The organism is uncultured Intestinimonas sp., assembly GCF_944387725.1.
Classification (GTDB): Bacteria; Bacillota; Clostridia; order Oscillospirales; family Oscillospiraceae; genus Intestinimonas.
In genome coordinates this window covers 1-19,151 of sequence record NZ_CALXGA010000042.1, presented here as the reverse complement: position 1 = coordinate 19,151, position 19,151 = coordinate 1, and the positions used below count along the sequence as shown (strand labels likewise).

Genomic DNA, 19,151 nt, shown 5'->3' with positions numbered 1-19,151 from the left:
TGGACCTTGCCGATGAGGGTCACGTTGGCGGCCTTGACCATGGCGTCGGCCGCCTCGATGGAGGCCACGAGACCCTTCGTCTCGATCATGCCAAGTGCTTGCATCGTAGCCATAAAGTCTACCTCCTAAAAATCTACGCTTACAGGTCCTTCAGGCGGGCCATAATCTTGCGGACGATCTCCTCCACGTCGGCCTCGCTGACGGCGCTGCCGGGGATGCGGCAGATGCCGTCGGAGCAGTCGGGCAGGTCGGCCCGGATGTCGTCCAGCTCCTTGAGGCCATAGGCCACCTTCCGGGTGTTCAGGAGCTGCATGGGGCCCACGTTCTCGCTGGTGGCGGAGCCGCCCACAGCGCCGCAGCCCAAGGTCAGGGCGGGCATAAGCCCGGTGGTGGCGCCGATGCCGCCCAGGGCGGAGGGGGTGTTCACCATGATCCGGGAGGCGGGCACCCGCTTGGCGAAATAGTCCACCATGTCATCGTCCTTGGTGTGTATGGAGAAGGTATGGCCGGCCCCCTCATAGCGGAGAATGGTACAGACCTTCTCGCAGACGTCCTTGTAGTCGGCGCCGGTGTAGAAGCCCAGGATGGGGCCCAGCTTCTCGTTGGAGTAGGGGTGCCCCCGGCCCACGCCGTCCTCCCGGGCCACCAGAACCCGGGCGGCAGCGGGGACCTTGTCCAGCCCGGCCAGCCTGGCGATGGTCTCCACGCTGCGGCCCACGATCTCGGGGTTCATGGTGCCGTTGGCCCGGAGAATGAACTTGCCCAGCTTCTCCCGCTCCTCGTCGTCCAGGAAGTAGGCGCCCTGCTTCTCCATCTCGGCCTTGACGGCGGGGACCATGTCCTCGTCGCAGATGATGGACTGCTCGGAGGCGCAGATGGTGCCGTTGTCAAAGGTCTCGGAGTCCAGGATGCGCTTGACCGCCAGGGGCAGGTCACAGGTGCGCTCCAGATAGGCGGGACCATTGCCCGGGCCCACGCCGATGGCGGGGGTGCCGGAGGAGTAGGCCGCACGGACCATAGCGGAGCCGCCGGTGGCCAGAATCAGGGCCACGTCCCGGTGCTTCATGAGGGTATCGGTGGCCTCCATGGTGGGGTTGGTGATGCAGGAGACCAGATTCTCATTGCCCCCCGCCTCGGCGATGGCCTGCCGGATGACCTTCACGGTCTCCAGGATGCACCGCAGGGCGGTGGGATGGGGGGAGAACACAATGGCGTTGCCCGCCTTGATGGCGATCTCCGCCTTGTAGAGGGTGGTAGAGGTGGGGTTGGTGGAGGGGATCAGGCCGGCGATGACGCCCACGGGCACCGCGATGGTGCGGACCTTCTTCACCTCGTCCCGCTCCAGCTCGCCCACGGTCTTCATGTCCTTGATGTACTCGTAGACGCCGCGGCTGCCGAAGATGTTCTTGATGATCTTGTCCTCTACCTTGCCGAAGCCGGTGTCCTCATGGGCCATCTCCGCCAGACGGCGGGCGTTGCGCACACCGGCGTCGGCAATGGCCCGGACGATGTGGTCCACCTGGGACTGGGTCATATTGGCCAGTTCCTTTTGGGCCTCCTTCGCCGTCTCCACCAGCTCACGGACTTCCTGCATGGATAGCAGGTCTTTATCGTAAAGCTGCATTTGATCAACTCTCCTCTTCAGGGGTTGCTTCTTGGTCGCTCTGTTCAGGGGTCAGCGGCTAGTTCGCGTCCCGAAATGCTCGAATGGCCGCCACAAGCTCCTCCTTCTTGGCGAAGCGGATCTCCTTGCGGGTCATGCTGGTGAGCTCCACGCTCCTGGCGGCGGAGCGCAGCTTTACCACCGGCATGGTCTCCAGAACCTCGTCCGTCAAGTCCTCCAGCCGGAGGGCGGTCTCCTCCTCGCCCTCCTGATCCGGGGCCTCGGGCTCCGGATCAGGAGGAGGGTCCGCCTGGGCTGCGGCTCGCTGGGGCGCGGCCTCCGGGACCGCTTTGGGCGGCTCCTCCCCGGGCTTCGGCCCCTGGGGGGGCTTGGGCGTGGGCGTGACCGGCGCGGGCGTTGACAAAATGCCTTCCAGCTCCTCGTGGGGCCTGGGAATGACGTGGACCGAGACCAGCTCGCCCACCCGCTCCGCCGCAGCCGCTCCGGCGTCCACCGCCGCCTTCACAGCGCCGACGTCGCCGCGGACCATAACGGTCACCAGGCCGCCGCCCACGTGCTCTTTGCACGTCAGGGTGACATTCGCCGCCTTAACCATGGCGTCGGCCGCCTCAATCGAAGCCACCAAGCCACGGGTTTCGATCATACCCAAAGCCTTCATTCGGTACCTCCGTCTTCAGGCCGCTTTCCGCGGCCCTTTCATTTGCACGAATCAGGCGATGGGGCTTAGTCGATGGGGTTGTCGGCCACGAACTCCACTGCGGCGGCGAAGGCGTCGCAGGCGGACTTACAGGCGGACTGGCTGCCGGTGAGCAGACCGCCGCCGAAGTTGGTCTCACTGGGGGGGGCGTACAGCACGCACAGCCGTACATCGGCCGCCTTCAGGGCGGCATCGACGCCGTACATGGCCTCCAGAGGCGGGGCGATCAGGTAGGCGATGGCCTCGCCCTCCTGAATGCCGCAGGCCGCGGACAGGTAGGAGCCCGTCCGGGAGATGCAGTGGGCGTAGTAGATGATGGTATCGTCCTCGTTGGCGGAGACAAAGTGGCACACGTTCTCGATCATGTCCACGCAGGCGGCCAGGCCGGCCTTGGCCTCGGCGGGGTTGGGCGCGGCCAGGATGCCGATGATTTCACCGGCCAGCTTGGTATTGGCGTTGGCGGCGCCGCCGTAGAAGCTCTTGGCGTAGGCCACCCGGCAGTCGGCCTTCTTGGTGGCCTCGTCCAGGGCGGTGTAGGTCACATCATCGCTGTCGGCGGTGATGAGGGCCAGGGACTTCTCCCCGGGCTGGAGGCCAAACTCCTTGGCCATATCTGGCGCCACGTTGGGGATGATCTTGGTGGCCAATACGGTTGCTCTTACGGGATCTCTTTTCATGGTAGATTTCCTCCCTACTCCTTACAGTTTCAGATCCGTGCCGCTGGCCTTCTTCTCCAGCATGATCTTGATGATATCGGCGATGTGGGCGCCGGCCTCAGCGGGGATGGTGCCGCTGCGGTGGATGTTGGACACCACGGTCCGGCGGGCCTCGGGCATACCCACGGTGGCCTTGTAGGCGATGTAGGCGGACATGGACTCGGCGGTGATGAGGCCGGGGCGCTCGCCGATAAGGGTGCAGGTGACCTCAGCGCCGGTGAGCTCGGAGATCTCATCCATGACGCCCACGCGGCCGTACTTCACGAAGAAGGGGGTGCCCACGTCGATCTTGTAGTTCTGCAGGCCCTGGAGAATGGCGGGCAGCAGGTCGGGGATGTTGGCGGCCACGGAGGCGGAGGAGAGGCCGTCGGCCACATAGATCTGGACGGTGGGGTTCTTCTTGCACTTCTCCTTGATGGCGGCCACGCCCTCGGGGCTGAGCTTGCGGCCCAGGTCGGGGCGGGTCAGGTAAGTATCCTTGCTGTCGCACTGGGTCTGTACAATGAACAGGCCCTGGGACTTGACGAACTCCTCGTCCACGTCGTTGAACACGGCGTCCTGGGCGGCGGAGTGGGCGGCCCGGAACTCCAGCTGGGGCAGGGTCTTATAGCGGGCGCCGGCCTTGCCGATGCCCAGACGGCAGGGGGCGTTATACTTCAGCTCGGCGTACTCCTCGCCGTGCTCGGGGTTCTCCACCAGGTACTGGGTACGGATGTCCACCTCGGTGATGTCAGGAATGCAGCCGTCCTCCACGTTGGAGGCCTGGCCGGCGGCCTTGGCGCACGCGGCGGGAGCCGCAGCAGCGGATCCGGCAGCGCCGGCGTTCATCTCGGTCAGAACCTGCTCGATGATCGTTCTCAGATCTTTCTCATTCATAACTCGCGCCTCCTCCCTTATTTCGCCAGGAACACGGAAGCGTCGCCCGCCTTGGCGGTCAGCTTGCCGTTTTCAGAGAAGCCCATCTTCTCCATCCACATGTCGAACTCATGAATGGGACGCAGGCCGAAGATCTCCCGGAGGGCGGCGGCCTCATGGAAGCCGGTGCACTGATACATCAACATACAGTCGTCGCCCTGGGGCACGCCCATGATGTAGTTGCACCCGGCGGCCACCAGGAGGGTGGCCAGGTTCTCGATGTCGTTCTGGTCGGCCTTCATGTGGTTGGTGTAACAGGCGTCGCAGCCCATGGAGATGCCGGTGAGCTTGCCCATGAAGTGGTCCTCCAGGCCGGCGCGGGTGACCTGCTTGGAATCATACAGGTACTCGGGGCCGATGAAGCCCACCACGGTGTTCACCAGGAAGGGCTGGAAGTGGCGGGCCAGGCCGTAGCAGCGGGCCTCCATGGTCACCTGATCCCAGCCGTTGTGGGCGTCGGAGGAGAGCTCAGAGCCCTGGCCGGTCTCGAAGTAGTTGACGTTGGGGCCGGTGGAGGTGCCCTTGGAGAGGACCATGTCCCGGCCGTCCTGGATCATCTGCACGGTGACGCCGAAGGCCTCGTTGCCCTTCTGGCTGCCGGCGATGGACTGGAAGACCATGTCCAGCGGAGCGCCGAACTTCTCAGCGGCCTCCACCTGAGTGGTGATGTGGGCCAGCACGGAGCACTGGGTGGGGACCTCCCACTTGTTCTTGAACTCGTTGAGCATCTTCAGCAGCCGGGCCACGGACTCCACGGAGTCGTCCACGGGGTTGATGCCGATGACGGCGTCGCCGCAGCCCAGGGACAGACCCTCCATGACGGAGGCGATGATGCCCTTGGGGTCGTCGGTGGTGTGGTTGGGCTGGAGGCGGGAGGAGAAGGTGCCGGGCTTGCCGATGGTGGTGTTGCAGTGGGCCTCCACGCGGATCTTCTTGGCCGCGTAGATGAGGTCCAGGTTGCTCATGAGCTTGCACACGCCGGCGACGCACTCGGAGGTCAGGCCCCGGGAGGCGTGGCGGATCATGTCGGGGGTGGTGCTCTCGTCCAGGAGCCACTCCCGGAACTCAGAGACGGTCATGTTCTTGAACTCGTTAAAGATGGTCTCGTTGATGTCATCCTGAATGATCCGTGTGACCTCGTCCTCCTCATAGGGGACAGCGGGGTTGTTCCGCAGGTCGTTAAGGGTCAGATGGGAGAGCACGGCCTTGGCGGCGACTCTCTCCTCGGCGGTCTCGGCGGCGATGCCTGCCAGCTTGTCGCCGGACTTCTCTTCATTGGCCTTGGCCATGACTTCGCACACGCTCTTGAACTCGTACACATGGCCAAACAGCTTCGTCTTCAGAATCACGCTACTTCACCTCTCGTACTTTTTAAGAATTGAAGATCAGGGTCTTGATCACTACGGGCACCACATGCCCTTCCGCGACGGGTTCGCCGATATCCACATAGTCCCCGCTGAGGGTTTTGATGCCGTCGATGCAGATTACGTCCTTTTTGTAGTCCAGCAGGACGTTCAGGGCGTTCCCCAGCACCTTTCCGATATCGGCTTCCACCACCAGGATCAAGGGATATTTGCTCGCAACCACCTCCTTTGCTGCGTCGATGATGGCCGCTGCCAGCTTTTGGACCTCCGCAAAGCTGGTGCGCGTTTCCCCGCTGAAGGCAATGGCAATCTGTTCGAGCTGGCCCTCCGGCTGGTACAGCGGCATCTGGCGAGTGATGGAGGCGCGAAACGTCTCCAGCGACGCCTCGTCCTCCTCGGACACCTTGAGAATGGGGATGTTTTTGATGGGGAGCTTGCCCTCGGCATAGTGAATGGTGCTCCCGCTCACCTCGGTGGTGTGCTCCCCGGCGCCCACCACCGTGGCCCGTATGGTCTCGGCGGCCTGGAAGAGCTGCACGGACCGGAGGTCCGGGTTCTCCCGGATCGCCTGGCCCAGCAGCACCCCAATGTCGCCGTAACGGAATAAGTCGCCCTCCATCTTCTGGTAGACACAGTCTGCAACGCCGCCGGAGAAGGTGATGGCCTGGATCTCCGGCTCGGCGGGGAGGGGTTTGCCGCCGTTGGTATAGAGCCCGGCGTGGGCCTCGTCCATGGGTTTGAGGTGGAGGGACTGGGCCAGCTGGTCCGCCATCAGGGCGCAGACCCTGCGGAGCTTCTCTACATCCGCCGGGTCCCCCACCTTCAGGTCGATGCCGTGCTTCTTCGCCAGGTCCTGAATCTTGGGGTAGAGGTAGGTCAGCCTGCCCTCCGCAGCCTTGATGAGGCGGCCCCCGATGTCCAGGCAGCACACCCCCCTCAGGGTCCCCTTCTGGTAGACGGCGATGTTGGTGGTGCCGCCCCCCACGTCCAGATTGGCCACAGTGGTGCGGTGCTCCTCGGAGAGCTTGTCGGACCCCGCCCCCCGGGCGGAGAGGACTGACTCCAGATCCGGCCCCGCCGTGGCCACCACGAAGTCCCCCGCCAGGTCGGAGAGGGCCTCCAGCACGTCGTTGGCGTTCTGCTTCCGGGCGGTCTCGCCGGTGATGATGACAGCGCCGGTCTGGACCTCCTCCGGCCTGATGCCGGCGGAGTGGTACTCGTCCCGGACAATCCGCTTTACTGTGTCGGCGTCGATCTCGGTGTTGGACTTGAGAGGCGTGAAGTAGATCAGGCTGCGGTAGATGACCTCCTTATCCACAATCTGGATTCGGGGGACCGTGTAGCTGCTGGCCCGGTTTTCGATGGTCAGCCTGCTGAAAATGAGCTGTGTTGTGGAGGTGCCGATGTCGATGCCCACGCTGAGGATCACTTCATGCAAGGCGTTCACCCGCTTTCTCTTCCATTTGTGCCGGGAACCGGGCACAGCCCAAACACGCAGGTCTTTTCTCCCCGCGCGTTCGGGCTGCGCCGCTCCGACTCCCAGCCAATATTACGTCACACTGGCCGCGTCCATGATTTGATTTTTGAACTCAAAGGTCACATGGGTGCCCCCGGGACCCGACTCCACACCCAGCGTCCCCCGGAGCTTATCCTTCACCATAGTCTGCACGATGGACAGACCCAGGCGGTCGGTGCGGACATGCTCCACATCGTACCCGCTGCCGTCGTCGATGACCTCAATGCGGGAATACAGCTCCCCGCGGGTCACCACGATCCGCACCAGGCCCTTTTCCCGGTCCTGGAAGGCATATTGCAGCGAGTTCTGGAGCAGCTCGTTGATGATGAGGGCCACCGAGGTGGCGATATCGGAATCCACCTCAAAGTCGTCTCCCTCCAGGGTGATGTTCACATCGAAGTGGGGCCGGGCAAAATACCGGACGGTGTTGTTCTTGATGTTGAGGATGACCTCCCCGATCTTCACCTGGTCCACGCCGCCCTGAGCCAGCAGCTCATGGGTGGTGGCGATAGAGAGGATGCGGTTCATGCTCTCCCCCAGGACCTTCCGGGTCTCCTCGTTGTCCGCCCGCCGGACCTGGAGCCGCAGGAGGCTGGCGATGGTCTGGAGGTTGTTCTTCACCCGATGGTGCATCTCCTTGATGGCCACCGACTTGAGGATCAGGGCCTTCTCCTGCTCCTTCATCCAGGTCAGGTCCTGGATGACCACGGCGAAGGCCATATCCTCGCTGTCGAGCTGGATGCGCTTGATGGAGAGGCTGTGGCGGCCCACTGCGGTCTCCACCGCCGAAAAGCCGGACTGGTCCGCCCCCTGCCAGGAGTCCGCCAGGCGCACGTTCTCATAGGGCTGGCCCAGGGGATCGTCGATGTACCCCAGCTTGCGGTAGAGATCCCGGGCCAGGCTGTTGCGAAAGGCGACCATACCGCTCTTGTCCACCATCAGCAGGGCCTCGTCGATGCACTCCGTCAGCCAGTGGTTGCTGCCCACCATGTGGGCCAGGGCGTTGGCGATACGTTCGTGGCTCTGCTCGGAAAAGTGGAGGCGTTCACTGATCTTCCGCTGGACGTCCACCCGCTGCTCCCGAATGAGCACGCCGATGACCCGGTCGCCGGCGGTGTTTCGGATGGGCTCCACCGACTGGATGGTGCTGCCGTTTTCCTGGGTGACGGCCTTCATCTGCTTGGTGGCCACCCCCAGCCGGAAGGTCCGGGCCACGGCGGGCTCGTTCTCCTTCCGGGCCAGCAGGCCCACCACGGTCTTTTTATAGGAAGACGGCACATAGGAAGGCTTGGCCTCCGCCACCACAATGGCGTCCCCGTCCCAGGAGGGGCAGTCGATGAAGATGTCGGCGTCCTCCAGATTGGCCAGGGGCTGGAGCACGGCGCTCATCCCCCGGATGGTGGCGATCTCCTCGTCCGTCAGGTCTGTGTACTTTTTGCAGAGCTCCTCAATGGCGTCCATGCTTCACTGTCCCCCGGACTTCATCAGGATGATCTCCGCCACCCGGCGCATGGAGAGGTTTTTGGTCTGGCTGAGCTTGCGGATATAGTCGTAGGCGTCCTGCTCGCTCATGCCCTCCCGGTCCATGATCTGGCCCTTGGCCTTTTCAATGACGCTTCGGTTTTCCAGCCGCTCGGACACCTTCTGCATATCCTTGCGGAGCTTCTTCATGTCCCGGCTCCGGGCCACCGCCAGCTCGATGCTGGGGATCAGGGACTTTTCGTCGATGGGCTTGACCAAGTAGCCGGCCGCCCCCACGTCCTTGGCCTGCTCCACGAAGGCCCGCTCGCTGTAGGCTGTGAGCATCATCACCGTGTCGGCCAGGCCCTCCTCGTAGACGATCCTGGCGGCGGAGAGGCCGTCCAGCAGGGGCATTTTGACGTCCATGAGCACCAGATCGGGCCGGGTCTGCTTGCAGGCCTCCACGGCGTCGAAGCCGTCGGCGGCCTCGCCCACCACCTGATAGCCCTCCCCGGTCAGGAGCTCCTTCAGATCCATCCGGGTGATGGGCTCGTCATCGGCGATCACCACACGGATTCCTTCGCTGCTCATCTCTCGCTCCCTCCCCGCTCCGCCGGCGTCCGGCTGTCACAGGTAGCCGAGGAACTCCAAAAGCTCATCGACTCCCTCGCCGCTGACGCTGCTGGTCACGAAAATCCGGGACGCCCCTGCGGCGGTCAGGAACTTTTTGGCGTTCTCTATCTGTTCCGAAGAGGCAATGTCCGCCTTGGTGACGATTCCCAGCGCGGGCTTGTTGAACTGTGTATTGTAAGACGGCGGGAACCAGGTGGTCTCCTCCGTGGCGTCCTGTACAAAAAGGATGACGTCGGCCTCCACCGAGGTGACCATCAGGGCTCCCCGGAAATACATCCGCTGGAGGTACTCCCCCGGGGTGTCGATCATGGTCTGGTTGACTACCTGCACCGTCTGGGTCTTATGGTAAACCAGGTCCTGGTGGCTGATGCGCTGGCAGAGGGTGGTCTTCCCCGCCGCCGAGCGGCCCACCAGCATGACCCGCTTCCTTCTCTTTTCGTTTTGTCCCATAGCTCAGGTCTTGGTCATGGGGGCGGGGCTGAAGCCCATCATGTCGCACAGCACCTGCATCACGCCCCGCAGGGCCGCCTCCACGGCGGCCACGTCGCCGGTGACGACCAGGGAGCCGTTGAAGCGATCCACAAAGCCGATCTCCACCGCGCCGGACTTGGTGGCCACATCGGCGGCGATCATGGCTCCCTCGCTGGGGGTGATGGTCATGATGCCGATGGCGCCCTTGGCGTCGATGAGGCCCAGTTTGAAATAGAGAGCGCTGTCCGGGCTGGCGATCACATGGCAGAGGGTCACCTGCTTGCCGGGGACAAACTCCTGTATAATTCGTTTCTTTTCATCCAATTCGATCAAATCCAGCGCACCATCCTTTCCAGGGTAAAATGGACAAAGAGCTCCTTAGGATCGACCCTTTCCAGTTTCAATCCCCAGGAGCTCCAGCGCTCGACATCCTTCCCGCCCCGCCTGTATCCGCCCCAGCCGCTGACGGCGCGGCCGGGTAAATGATATACAAAGCACAGGGGACTGTTCCGGTGCTTTTTTGTATATCTTATCAGTCAAGCCCTGTCTTGTCAATGTTTTTCTTGGGGTTTCCAGTGTTTCACGGGAAAAGCGGGCTGGCCGGAAGGGGAGGCGGCTCAGGGAATCTTGCCGGTATAGGCCTTCTGGAAGACCTGGAGAATCTCCTCCTTGGTGCAGGGCCGGGGGTTGGCGGCGGTGCAGCGGTCGGCCAGGGCGGCCTCCGCCATGCCCTCCAGCTCGGCCTCAAATTCCTCCTTGCTCACGCCGGCCTTCTGGATGGTGGAGGGGATGCTCAGCTGCTCCACATACCTGCGGGCGGTGCGGATGAGGTTCAGGGCGCTCTGCCGGACGCTGGAGCTCTCCAGGCCCAGGAGGCGGGCGATCTTGGCGTACCGCTTTGCCACGGGGGTAAGGCTCTCATGGCAGCCGGCGTTGAAGCTCATGACATAGGGCAGGAGGATGCCGTTGGCCCGGCCGTGGGGGATGTGGAACCGGGCGCCCAGGGCGTGGGCCATGCCGTGGTTCAGCCCCAGGCCGGAGTTGGAGAAAGCCATGCCCGCCAGGCAGGAAGCGTTGTGCATCCCCTGCCGGGCCTCCATGTCCTCGGGGCGGCGGTAGGCGGCGAGCAGGTGCCTGCGCACCAGCTTGATGGCCTTTTCCGCCGCGGCGTCGGAGAAGTCGCTGGCCTCGGTGGACACCAAAGCCTCCACGGCGTGGGTGAAGACGTCGATGCCGGTGTCGGCGGTGACCGAGGGGGGGACGCTGACGGTGAGCTCGGCGTCCAGAATGGCCAGGTCGGGCAGCAGGCTCTCCTCCACCAGGGGGTACTTGACCTCCTTCTCCGGGTCGGTGATAACCGCGAAGGAGGTGACCTCGGAGCCGGTGCCGCTGGTGGTGGGTATGGCGATGAACTGACACCCCCGCATATCGCAGGTCTTGCCGGCGAAGAAGACGATGGCCTTGGCCGCGTCGATGGGGGAGCCGCCGCCGAAGGCGATGACGGCGTCTGGCTTGAAGTCCCCGATGACCTCCACGCCCCTGGATACCGTCCCCACGTCCGGGTCGGCCCGGACCTGGTCGAAGATACGGTACTCCACTCCCGCCGCCTCCAGCTTGGCGGTGACATAGCCCACCTTGCCGCTGGAGGCCATAAAGCTGTCGGTGACAATGAAAGCCCGCTTGAGCTTGGGCGCCAGGGTCTCCAGCCCGCCGCCCATCAGGATCTTGGTGTGTACGTTGAAGGAGTTCATGCTGCTCTGGCTCCTTTCTGTCAGGCGGCAGGGGTGCGCCTGTCCATCTCCGTGGGAGAAAAAAAGCGTCCTGAACGTGCTGCCGCGTTCAGGACGCTGCTTCGCGTCCGGCCCTGCCAGTCGCCCACACGCTGCCCCGCGCACAGGTCTTAGTATGGTACATGTTACGCTGTTTTGTGCCATTTGTCAAGTTTTTTTCTGGCTCCTCCATGATCTTCCGCTGTTTTATAAAAAAACGGTTTGACAAGCAGGGCAAAGACTGCGATAATAGAAGCTGTCAAAGCAGGTGCGCGGGGGCTGTCCAGCCGGCCCCTGTCTGTTCACCCATGCCCCGCAGGGCAGATTCGCCGCAACATGCAAAAGGAGTGTATCCATGGAAATCAGGTTCGTTCTTCCCTCTGAACGGGACCAGCTGGCCCGGAACGTGGTGGCCGCGTTCCCCTCCAAGACGCCGCCGTCCCTCATTCAGAATATGGAAAGCGAGCTGTACCAGCCGGACGAGGGACGCTACCTCGGCTGTTTTGACGATGACGGGACCCTGGCGGGCTCCGTCCTGATGATGGATTTCACCCTCAACGTCAGAGGCGTGATGATGCCCATGGGCGCGGCGGCCTATGTCTCCACCAACTTCCTGCGGAAGAAGGAGCACACGGCCATGACCTTGCTGCGCGTCCTCATGGGCTACTACCAGAAGCTCGGTACAGCCATCGGCTGTCTGCACCCGTTTATGCCCTCCTTCTACCGGAAGATGGGCTACGGGTACTGCAATGAGAGCATCCTCTATCAGCCAAAGCCCAGCATGATCCGTTCCTTCGGGGACAAGTCCGGCCTCTCCTATGCCGGGCCCGACGACAAGGAGGACATCCTCCGGTTTTACCGGGCCTGGGCGGAGCGGACCAACGGCGCTGTCATTCACCACTATATGGACCCTCACCGCATCTTCGATATGCCCTATGTGGTGGTCTGCCGGAGGGCGGGCCGGGTCACCGGCTACCTCACTTTCGAGTTTGTGGAGGTGGACCACTACACCGACAAGTATCACGACCTGATGGTCCGGGAGATGATCTACGAGGACGTGGAGACCCTCAAGCAGTTTATGACCTTCTTCGCCTCGCAGGTGGACCAGATCGAGCGGGTGCGGATTTTCACCGCCGACGAGTACCTTCACGTCATGTTCCAGAACCCCGACACCGGCGAGAACCGGGCCCACGACGGCTGCATCCACGAGATTGGGCGCAAGACCATGGGCTACATGGTCCGCATCTTCGATGTCAAGCAGTATTTCGCCGTCCAGACCCACTGCGAAAGCCCGGTGTCCCGGCCCTTCACCCTGTCCCTCCAGGTTCGGGACACCTTCCTGCCCCACAACAACGGCGCCTTCCTGCTGGAAATCAGCGGGGACCGGGTAAGGCTGGTGGAGGACGGCGTCCCCGACGCGACCCTTTCCACCCCCATTGCGGACCTCTCCTCCCTGGTGATGGGGGCCATCCCCCTGAAGGAGTTCCTGGCCTACGGCCGCATGAGCCTCAGCGACCCCAGCTACGCCGGCGACATCCAGAAGGCCATCGGCTGGAGCGTCAAGCCCAAGAACTACACCTACTTCTGAGGAGGCCCCGCTATGCACATACAAATCAAGCGGGGCGACCCCTCCCGCCTGGCGGAGTACCACGCGGTCTTTCTGGACAGCCCCCTCTACAGCCACTATTTCACAGAGGAGGGCAAGCTGGACGGCTGGCTCTCCACCGCCATGGAAAAGGGCAATCTGTGGGCGGCGCTCACCTCGCGGGACGAGGCCGCGGGCTGTATGGTCATCGAGTGGGACGGGTTCTTTGGCGCTTTCCCCTACCTTGCTCTGCTGGGTGTGAAAAAGCAGTTCCGGGGCGGGGGGATCGGCCATCTCCTGCTGGAGACCTACATCGGCGTGGCCAGAGCGCTGGGCTGCCGGAAGTGCGGTCTGCTGGTCAGCTCCTTCAATCCCCGGGCCAAGGCCCTCTACCAGTCCCTGGGCTTCCAGAAGGTGGGGTACATCACCGACTTTCTGCCGGGCGCCCACGAGAACATCATGGTCAAAAACCTCTAAGACCGCGCAAACCGCCCCGGCCCGCTTGATTCACGGGCTGGGGCGGTGTTCTTTTCCGCGCTGGATGTACCCGGGGCCGTCAGCCGCCTGCATTACAGTCTTCACCGCGCCGCTGTCCCGGTCAGCCGCCGGGCCCGCTGGTATTTGGACTCGGCCGCCGGGCGCAGGGCGGGCAGCCGGGCGGCGCTGGCCCGGACCAGCCGCTCCAGCTCGGCCTGACTGCCTGTCAGGCGCTCCATCTCCACCTGGCGCTCCCGGACCTCCCGGTCCCCCCGGGGCGAACGGTAGATCACATCGTCGAAGGCCAGCTCGAACCGGCCTCCGGCGGGTCCGGCGGCCAGGTAGGTCCGGCGGCGGTTGGACACCACCGCCGTCACCGCCAGGGCGTCCAGGTCCACCCCCGGCAGAAGCCTCCGGAGGAAGGGCATGGGCTCGGCCTCCCGGCCCAGTTTGAGCTCCTCCTCCTGCCGGGCGAAGGTCCCCTCCCCCGCCCGGATCAGGGACTTCACCGAGAGGAGGTAGTCCCGGCCCTTTTCCCGCAGGCGCAGGGAGCCGCCCCCCAGCAGGAGGCGGTCCTCCGGGGTGTCGTAATAGGTGTCCCGCTGCCGCCCCTCCCCTTGGAGGGTCACAGCGTACCCCGCCCGGCGCAGCAGGGCCAGGAGCTCCGTCTGGACCGTCCAGGGGCGCTCCGACGCCACCACATACTTCTGTTCCAGCTCGATGGGCATAGCGGCCTCACCTCGTCAGGAAGGCGGCCAGAGCCGCGTTGTAGGGGGGCAGGCCCCGGCCGGCCCACAGCAGGTCCAAATCCAGCTGCTCCCGGGCCAGGGCGGTGAGGTCGAAGCCGAAGGCGGAGAAGGAGTAGCGCATCCGCTCCGGCTTCCGGCAGGGCAGGCCCTGGGTCCGGGTACAGCCGGCGCACTGCTCGCACCGGCCTGCCGCCACAGTGATGGAGCCGGGACACCGCTCTTCCAGGGCCAGCAGGGCCTCCAGCAGGGCCTTTTTGGCCACGCCGTAGGTCCCCTGGCGCACGGCCTCGGCCTCCTCCTGGGAGCGGAGGGCCCGCGCCAGATCGGCCGGCCTGTAGCAGACCTTCACCCCGATGAGGTAGGCGGTGCGGCAGCGCCCCAGCAGGGCCTCCGCCTCCGGGACCCCCGGCGGGCAGGACCACACCCGGCCATAGTCCGGGCAGGCCTTGCAGGCGTCCAGGAATTTTCCCGGGAAACAGTACCGGTCCAGCCACTCCCGGACCGGGAGGGCCTTTACCTTCACCTCCGTGGTAAACATGGCGCACCGTCCCTTCTCCATAGAAAGCATGGTCTCCTGTTTCTCATGATGCGTGCGGAACCAAGCCGAAAGCCTTGCACTTCCTGAGGACGCATTGCAACAATGGCTGAATTCTTTCCACAAGCGCCGGTTTCGGCGCATGTGGGAAGAATTGCGCGGCTGTGCCGCACGAATCAACCGCTCTGCGGTTGATTCAACAGACATTATTATAGCCGATTTCCGCACCTGGAAGCAAGAGAAAGTTCGCGGCCGCCGATCCCGATGGCTTTCCGGCGGTCTCAGAAGCCGGTCTCCAGCTTCAGGCCGTGGAGAACGATGAGATCGTCCAGGGCCAGGAAGGTAACGCCCTCCTCTGCCCGGGTGGGGAGCACCAGGCCCACCGTCACATCCCCCAGAGCGGCCTGACTCTGGCCAATGGTGAAGCGGTAGCACTCCGTGTCCGCCCGGCTCACAACTACCTGGCCGGTGTAGGGCTCCCAGGTCACGGTGCAGCCCAGGGCCTCAGCCATCGCCCGGACGGGAACCAGCAGGCGGCCCTCCTCCACCCGGGGGGCCTGGGCCCCGGTGAGGTCCAGGGCCTGGCCGTTCAGAGAGACGGCAAGCCCCTGGGCGGACACCCATCCGCTGTAGGCCGTGGGAAAGACCATCACCTGAGTGGGCGCGGCCTGGGCGGGGAGGCTCATTGTGGTGATGTTATACCAGGACAGCAGCCGGGTCCCCGGCACAATGTCCTCCAGGGACACCTCCCCGCCCCCTGGAGGGGCCAGAAGCTGCGTCTCGCTGTTCAGGCGGAGGACCACCTCGCCGGTGACATAGACCTCCAGCCCCTCCTCGGTGCGGGTGACGCGCTGGACCTCGGCATAGGTGGGGGCAATCCCGCCATCGGGGAGTCCGCACAGCAGGAGCCGGGCGGTGGTGATGGGCGGGAGGCTCTTGGTCATCTCAGGCCCCGCCCAGACATAGACCGTCTCCCCCTGCCGGATATCGGCGAAGCTCCGGGCCTCGCCGGTGACGGCGTCCAGGATCCGGGTATCCTCCCCCACATTCACCACCAGCTTCTGGTAGGCGTCGCTGGAATCGCTGTTTTCCAGGGTGAGGCTCGCCTCCCCCAGCTCCACCACCTGGCCCCAGGCCCGAAGGGGGAAGGGCTCCCCCCGCTGGGTGAGCGTATAGGAGGGGGCCTCCTCCGCCGCTGTGCCGGTCGCCGCCGCTCCGGCGGCGGGCAGGAGCAGGACAGCGCTGAGGGCGGCGGTCAGGGCGGTGCGCAAAATGCCGTGTGCTTTCATTTCGGCGGATACCTCCTTTGGTGTTCTATCTCATTGGACGGCTGACAGGGGAAAAAAGTTCCCCCGGAATCTCCCCCTTAAAAGGATGCTGTGGGGGGCAGAATTCCGCTGTAGACCAGGAAGCGGCAGAGCATGGCGGCGGCCTCCTCCCGGGTGACGGCGCCGCCGGGTTCCAGCGCCTCCAGAGGGACGGTGAGGAACCCCAGACCGTCGGCCCCGGCGGCGGAGGCACAGGCCCAGCTCTCAAAGCCCAGGCTGGCCGCCCGCTCCAGGTCCTCCGGGGCCAGCCGCTCCAGATACCACTGGACCGTGAGGTCGGCGTGGGCGGCCAGCCGGGTGAGGATGGTCAAAAACTGCTGGTTGTCCACCAGGTCATCGGGCCGGAAGGCCCCATTCTCGTCGCCCTTCACCAGGCCCAGGTAGTACAGGGCGCTGGCCGACACGGCGTACCAATCCGCCTCCTCCAGATCTGTGAGGGGGGCGACGCCTTGGGATTCCCAGTACCAAAGGCCCATGGCCTGGGCCAGGAAGGCGGCCAGCTCGGCCCGGGTCAGGGCCTCCTGGGGCCGGAAAGCGCCGGTTTCGTCCCCGAAAACCAGCCCCAGGCTGGCCAGGGTGTTGATCTCCGCCTCATAGGGGGAGCCGGTGATGTCCCCGAACCAGCGGGAGGCCAGGTCCACCCCCCAGGCCCGGGCCGCCTCCTCCGGGGTCACCGTCTGGCCGTTGAGGGTCATGGGAACACCGGGGGGCAGGGCGGCGAGGAGCTCGGCAAAGGCCGGGGCATAGGCCCCATCCAGGGCCTCCTCCTGGTGGACATACCAGCTCTGCCCCGCCAGCTCCAGCACCAGCACATCTGCGGAGGGGGTCTCCGCCGGCGCTCCGCAGAGGAGGAGGGCCGCCTCGTCGGCCAAATTGGCATCCACTACCAGGTGGGGCAGGACCCCGGAGCGGTCCGGGGTCACATAGGCCGGGGAGTAGTACCGCTCCGTGGTGATTCGGAAAACCGAGCCGTCGTCAAAGGTAAAGAGGCTCTGGGCAATGCCCTTGCCGAAGGTGCGGGCGCCGATGAGGAGCCCCTTCTGGTAATCCCGGATGTTGGAGGCGAAGAGCTCGGCGGCGCTGGCCGTGGAGCCGTCCACCAGCACCACCAGGGGCTCCTGGACCAGGCCCCCGGCTCCCTCCGACAGGAAATCGGCCAGGGTGCCGGTGCCGGATTGCCAGACCTCCAGCTCCCCCTGCCGGTTTGCCAGATAGGCCACATTGCAGCTGCCCACCACATGGCCCACGGCGGAGACGATCTCGTCGGAGTAGCCGCCGCCGTTCCCCCGCAGGTCCATAACCCAGCGGTCGGCGTCCGGGTCCTCGGCCAGGATATATTCCTCCAGGTAGTCGCTGCTGCCGTCCCCGAAGGAGTTATAGGTGATCCAACCGATGTGTCCGTCCACCACCTCGCCGGTGACGCTGGGGAAGCTCACCGCCGACCGGGTCATGGTGCGGGTCAGCTTCTCCCCGTCCCGGAGAACGGTGATGGACACGCTGGTCCCCTCCTCCCCAGCCACCAGGGCGGTGAGGGCATCGGGAGAGCCGGCGGCCTGGATGGTGGTGCCGTCCACCGCCACGATGAGGTCCCCGAAGCGCAGCCCGGCCCCGGCGGCGGGGGCGTTGGGGGCCACGCTGGTAATCAGCAGGCCGTCGGCCCGCTGCTCCACCATCACGCCGATGCCCACCACGTCAGCGCCGCTGAGGCTGTCGTACATGGCGGCGTACTCCTCGGCGGTCATGTAGTAGGTGTAGGGGTCCCCCAGGGCGTCGGTGATGGCGTCGATGGTGGGCAGGTCCAGAATTTCCTGGGAAATCTCGTCGATATAGTTCTCCCGGAGCAGGGTCCGGGCCTCCTCCACCGAAATGGCTTGGGCGGCGGGGGCCAGAACCAGCGTCAGCGCCAGCAGCAGTGCCGCCGCCCGGGCAGGGGCTTTTCTTTTCATGGGCAGTTCTCCTTTATGTTCAGCATGGGCTCATTGTATCATTTCCCGCCGGCCCTGTCCACCTTTTGCCGGTACCAAAGGTACGACAGGACCGACGGAACCACCACCATCACCGCCACACCCCCCAGCAGCACCACCAGACAGACCCACTCCGGAAGCAGAAGCCCGCAGGGCACCAGCATCACCCCCAGGGCGAACATCAGAATGCCCCCCAGCCGGTTGGTGCGGTTCCAGACGTCTGGGTCGGAGAGGGTCCAGGGGGTCCGAAAGCCCATGAAGAAGTTGGACTTGACCCGGGGCAGCAGGTTGCCGGTCCAGGCAAAGAAGATCCCCACCCCCGCCAGCACCACCCGGCCCACCGAGAGGGCGCCGGGCCGGAGGGCCTCCACCAGGGTCACGGCGTTGAGGCCCAGCAGGAAGAGCGTCAGGGCCAGGGCAAAGCCGTCATATTCCCGCTGGAAGCGGCCATAGCTCTTCCGCCGGGGGTCCAGTCGGGGCAGGAGGCGCAGCAGGACCAGCAGCAGCAGGGGCAGCAGGGCGGGGACCGCCAGCTCCCAACGGGCCCCATAGGTCACTTCCCCCTCCAGGCCCCAGTGGACCGGCACCCGGTCGGGCAGGCCCCCCCAGAACAGGGCCAGCAGTACCGGCGGCGCCGCCGCCAGGACCCAGGTGACAAGGCGTATGGTCTTCATCAGCCGCTTCCCCCTTTCAGGCCGGCAATCCAGCCGGCGATCTCGTCCAGCACAGACATGTTGAGTTCATAATAGATATACTTTCCCCGTTTGTCGTCAGAAATGAGTCCCGCCCCTCGGAGTACCGACAGGTGGTGGGACACCGTGGCGGCAGTCATGTCGAAGTGGGAGGCGATGTCTCCCGCCGTCCTGGCCCCGTCCTTCAGCAGGTCCAGAATGGCCCGCCGGGTGGGGTCCGACAGGGCCTTGAAGGTCTTCTGAAACGCCATGGACACCCGCCTCTCTTTCATTTTGATGCTTGTCTAATTATATGATACAGGAAACCGCAGCCCCTGTCAAGAGGCGCGGCGGTTTCCTGTATCTCCTCAACGCATAGAACGATGACGATTCCACCACTATATCGTAATATTCCTACTTTCGTCGATATAGGGAGCCGCGTAAAACCGTTTCCCAATGATGGAAATCATCCCCATAAAATCCCGTATGGAAAGAGCGCCCCTTTCATAAGCGACGCTGTTGGTTGTGATTTCCTCTTTTCGCTTGAGCGCTCCTGTTCAGTTTCCACCCTTCTTTTCTAACTTGATCATTTTTGAACCCTAGGGCTTGTTTGAAAAATCAGGAGACTTGTTCTAAATCAACAGAATTGCAATGGCGGCAAGGTGAACGAAGGCCA

Annotated in this window: 19 protein-coding genes and 1 pseudogene; 2 read left to right on the top strand and 18 right to left on the bottom strand. The window is 64.3% G+C overall.

The genetic code is table 11. The annotated features are described in order from the left end of the window. The 12 genes and pseudogenes from Q0K09_RS07180 to Q0K09_RS07125 all read right to left on the bottom strand — a co-directional run. The coding region (locus Q0K09_RS07180) for a BMC domain-containing protein (protein ID WP_294474757.1) at positions 1–113 on the bottom strand (113 nt) is incomplete at its 3' end. Positions 114–139: 26 nt separating this feature from the next. Beyond that, on the bottom strand, positions 140–1,624 hold the full coding sequence (locus Q0K09_RS07175; RefSeq protein WP_294474752.1) for an acetaldehyde dehydrogenase (acetylating): 1,485 nt from the start codon (positions 1,622–1,624) through the stop codon (positions 140–142). A 400-nt stretch (positions 1,625–2,024) separates the two neighbouring features. Beyond that, positions 2,025–2,282: pseudogene (locus Q0K09_RS10805) on the bottom strand (BMC domain-containing protein); the annotation flags it as partial. A gap of 65 nt (positions 2,283–2,347) precedes the next feature. Further along, a complete protein-coding gene (gene eutL, locus Q0K09_RS07165; RefSeq protein WP_294474747.1) occupies positions 2,348–2,998 on the bottom strand; it encodes an ethanolamine utilization microcompartment protein EutL in 651 nt (216 codons plus the stop codon). A 21-nt stretch (positions 2,999–3,019) separates the two neighbouring features. Beyond that, on the bottom strand, positions 3,020–3,913 hold the full coding sequence (eutC, locus tag Q0K09_RS07160; protein WP_294474744.1) for an ethanolamine ammonia-lyase subunit EutC: 894 nt from the start codon (positions 3,911–3,913) through the stop codon (positions 3,020–3,022). 17 nt (positions 3,914–3,930) lie between these two features. Continuing rightward, positions 3,931–5,301, bottom strand: coding sequence for an ethanolamine ammonia-lyase subunit EutB (locus Q0K09_RS07155; RefSeq protein WP_294474741.1), 1,371 nt, complete (start codon positions 5,299–5,301; stop codon positions 3,931–3,933). Between the two features lie 22 nt (positions 5,302–5,323). Beyond that, on the bottom strand, positions 5,324–6,754 hold the full coding sequence (eutA, locus tag Q0K09_RS07150) for an ethanolamine ammonia-lyase reactivating factor EutA (protein WP_294474755.1): 1,431 nt from the start codon (positions 6,752–6,754) through the stop codon (positions 5,324–5,326). A gap of 111 nt (positions 6,755–6,865) precedes the next feature. Continuing rightward, a complete protein-coding gene (locus tag Q0K09_RS07145; RefSeq protein WP_294474740.1) occupies positions 6,866–8,293 on the bottom strand; it encodes a sensor histidine kinase in 1,428 nt (475 codons plus the stop codon). A 3-nt stretch (positions 8,294–8,296) separates the two neighbouring features. After that, positions 8,297–8,884, bottom strand: coding sequence for a response regulator (locus Q0K09_RS07140; protein ID WP_294474738.1), 588 nt, complete (start codon positions 8,882–8,884; stop codon positions 8,297–8,299). A 36-nt stretch (positions 8,885–8,920) separates the two neighbouring features. Continuing rightward, positions 8,921–9,376 (bottom strand): EutP/PduV family microcompartment system protein, encoded by a 456-nt coding sequence (gene eutP / locus Q0K09_RS07135; protein ID WP_294474737.1) that lies wholly within the window; start codon positions 9,374–9,376, stop codon positions 8,921–8,923. Positions 9,377–9,379: 3 nt separating this feature from the next. Beyond that, on the bottom strand, positions 9,380–9,727 hold the full coding sequence (locus Q0K09_RS07130; protein ID WP_365931744.1) for a BMC domain-containing protein: 348 nt from the start codon (positions 9,725–9,727) through the stop codon (positions 9,380–9,382). A 287-nt stretch (positions 9,728–10,014) separates the two neighbouring features. Next, entirely contained in the window at positions 10,015–11,148 is a 1,134-nt protein-coding gene (locus Q0K09_RS07125) for a 1-propanol dehydrogenase PduQ (RefSeq protein ID WP_294474734.1), read from the bottom strand. Positions 11,149–11,521: 373 nt separating this feature from the next. Here Q0K09_RS07125 and Q0K09_RS07120 point away from each other — a divergent pair, with 373 nt between their 5' ends. Beyond that, positions 11,522–12,754, top strand: coding sequence for a GNAT family N-acetyltransferase (locus tag Q0K09_RS07120; RefSeq protein ID WP_294474733.1), 1,233 nt, complete (start codon positions 11,522–11,524; stop codon positions 12,752–12,754). A 12-nt stretch (positions 12,755–12,766) separates the two neighbouring features. Then, on the top strand, positions 12,767–13,228 hold the full coding sequence (locus tag Q0K09_RS07115; protein WP_294474731.1) for a GNAT family N-acetyltransferase: 462 nt from the start codon (positions 12,767–12,769) through the stop codon (positions 13,226–13,228). Between the two features lie 101 nt (positions 13,229–13,329). Here Q0K09_RS07115 and Q0K09_RS07110 read toward each other — a convergent pair whose 3' ends face one another. From Q0K09_RS07110 to Q0K09_RS07085, 6 genes are all read right to left on the bottom strand, one after another. Beyond that, positions 13,330–13,956, bottom strand: coding sequence for a CYTH domain-containing protein (locus Q0K09_RS07110; protein WP_294474728.1), 627 nt, complete (start codon positions 13,954–13,956; stop codon positions 13,330–13,332). Positions 13,957–13,963: 7 nt separating this feature from the next. Further along, positions 13,964–14,536, bottom strand: a complete 573-nt coding sequence (locus tag Q0K09_RS07105) for a DUF2284 domain-containing protein (RefSeq protein ID WP_294474726.1) — start codon at positions 14,534–14,536, stop codon at positions 13,964–13,966. A gap of 257 nt (positions 14,537–14,793) precedes the next feature. Beyond that, positions 14,794–15,801, bottom strand: coding sequence for a copper amine oxidase N-terminal domain-containing protein (locus Q0K09_RS07100; RefSeq protein WP_294474724.1), 1,008 nt, complete (start codon positions 15,799–15,801; stop codon positions 14,794–14,796). 77 nt (positions 15,802–15,878) lie between these two features. Next, on the bottom strand, positions 15,879–17,786 hold the full coding sequence (locus Q0K09_RS07095) for a S41 family peptidase (RefSeq protein ID WP_294474722.1): 1,908 nt from the start codon (positions 17,784–17,786) through the stop codon (positions 15,879–15,881). 38 nt (positions 17,787–17,824) lie between these two features. Next, complete coding sequence (locus Q0K09_RS07090; protein ID WP_294474719.1) at positions 17,825–18,478, bottom strand: SdpI family protein; 654 nt, start codon at positions 18,476–18,478, stop codon at positions 17,825–17,827. Beyond that, positions 18,478–18,747, bottom strand: a complete 270-nt coding sequence (locus Q0K09_RS07085; protein ID WP_294474718.1) for an autorepressor SdpR family transcription factor — start codon at positions 18,745–18,747, stop codon at positions 18,478–18,480. The genes Q0K09_RS07090 and Q0K09_RS07085 overlap by 1 nt, the downstream gene beginning before the upstream one ends. Positions 18,748–19,151: the final 404 nt, after the last annotated feature.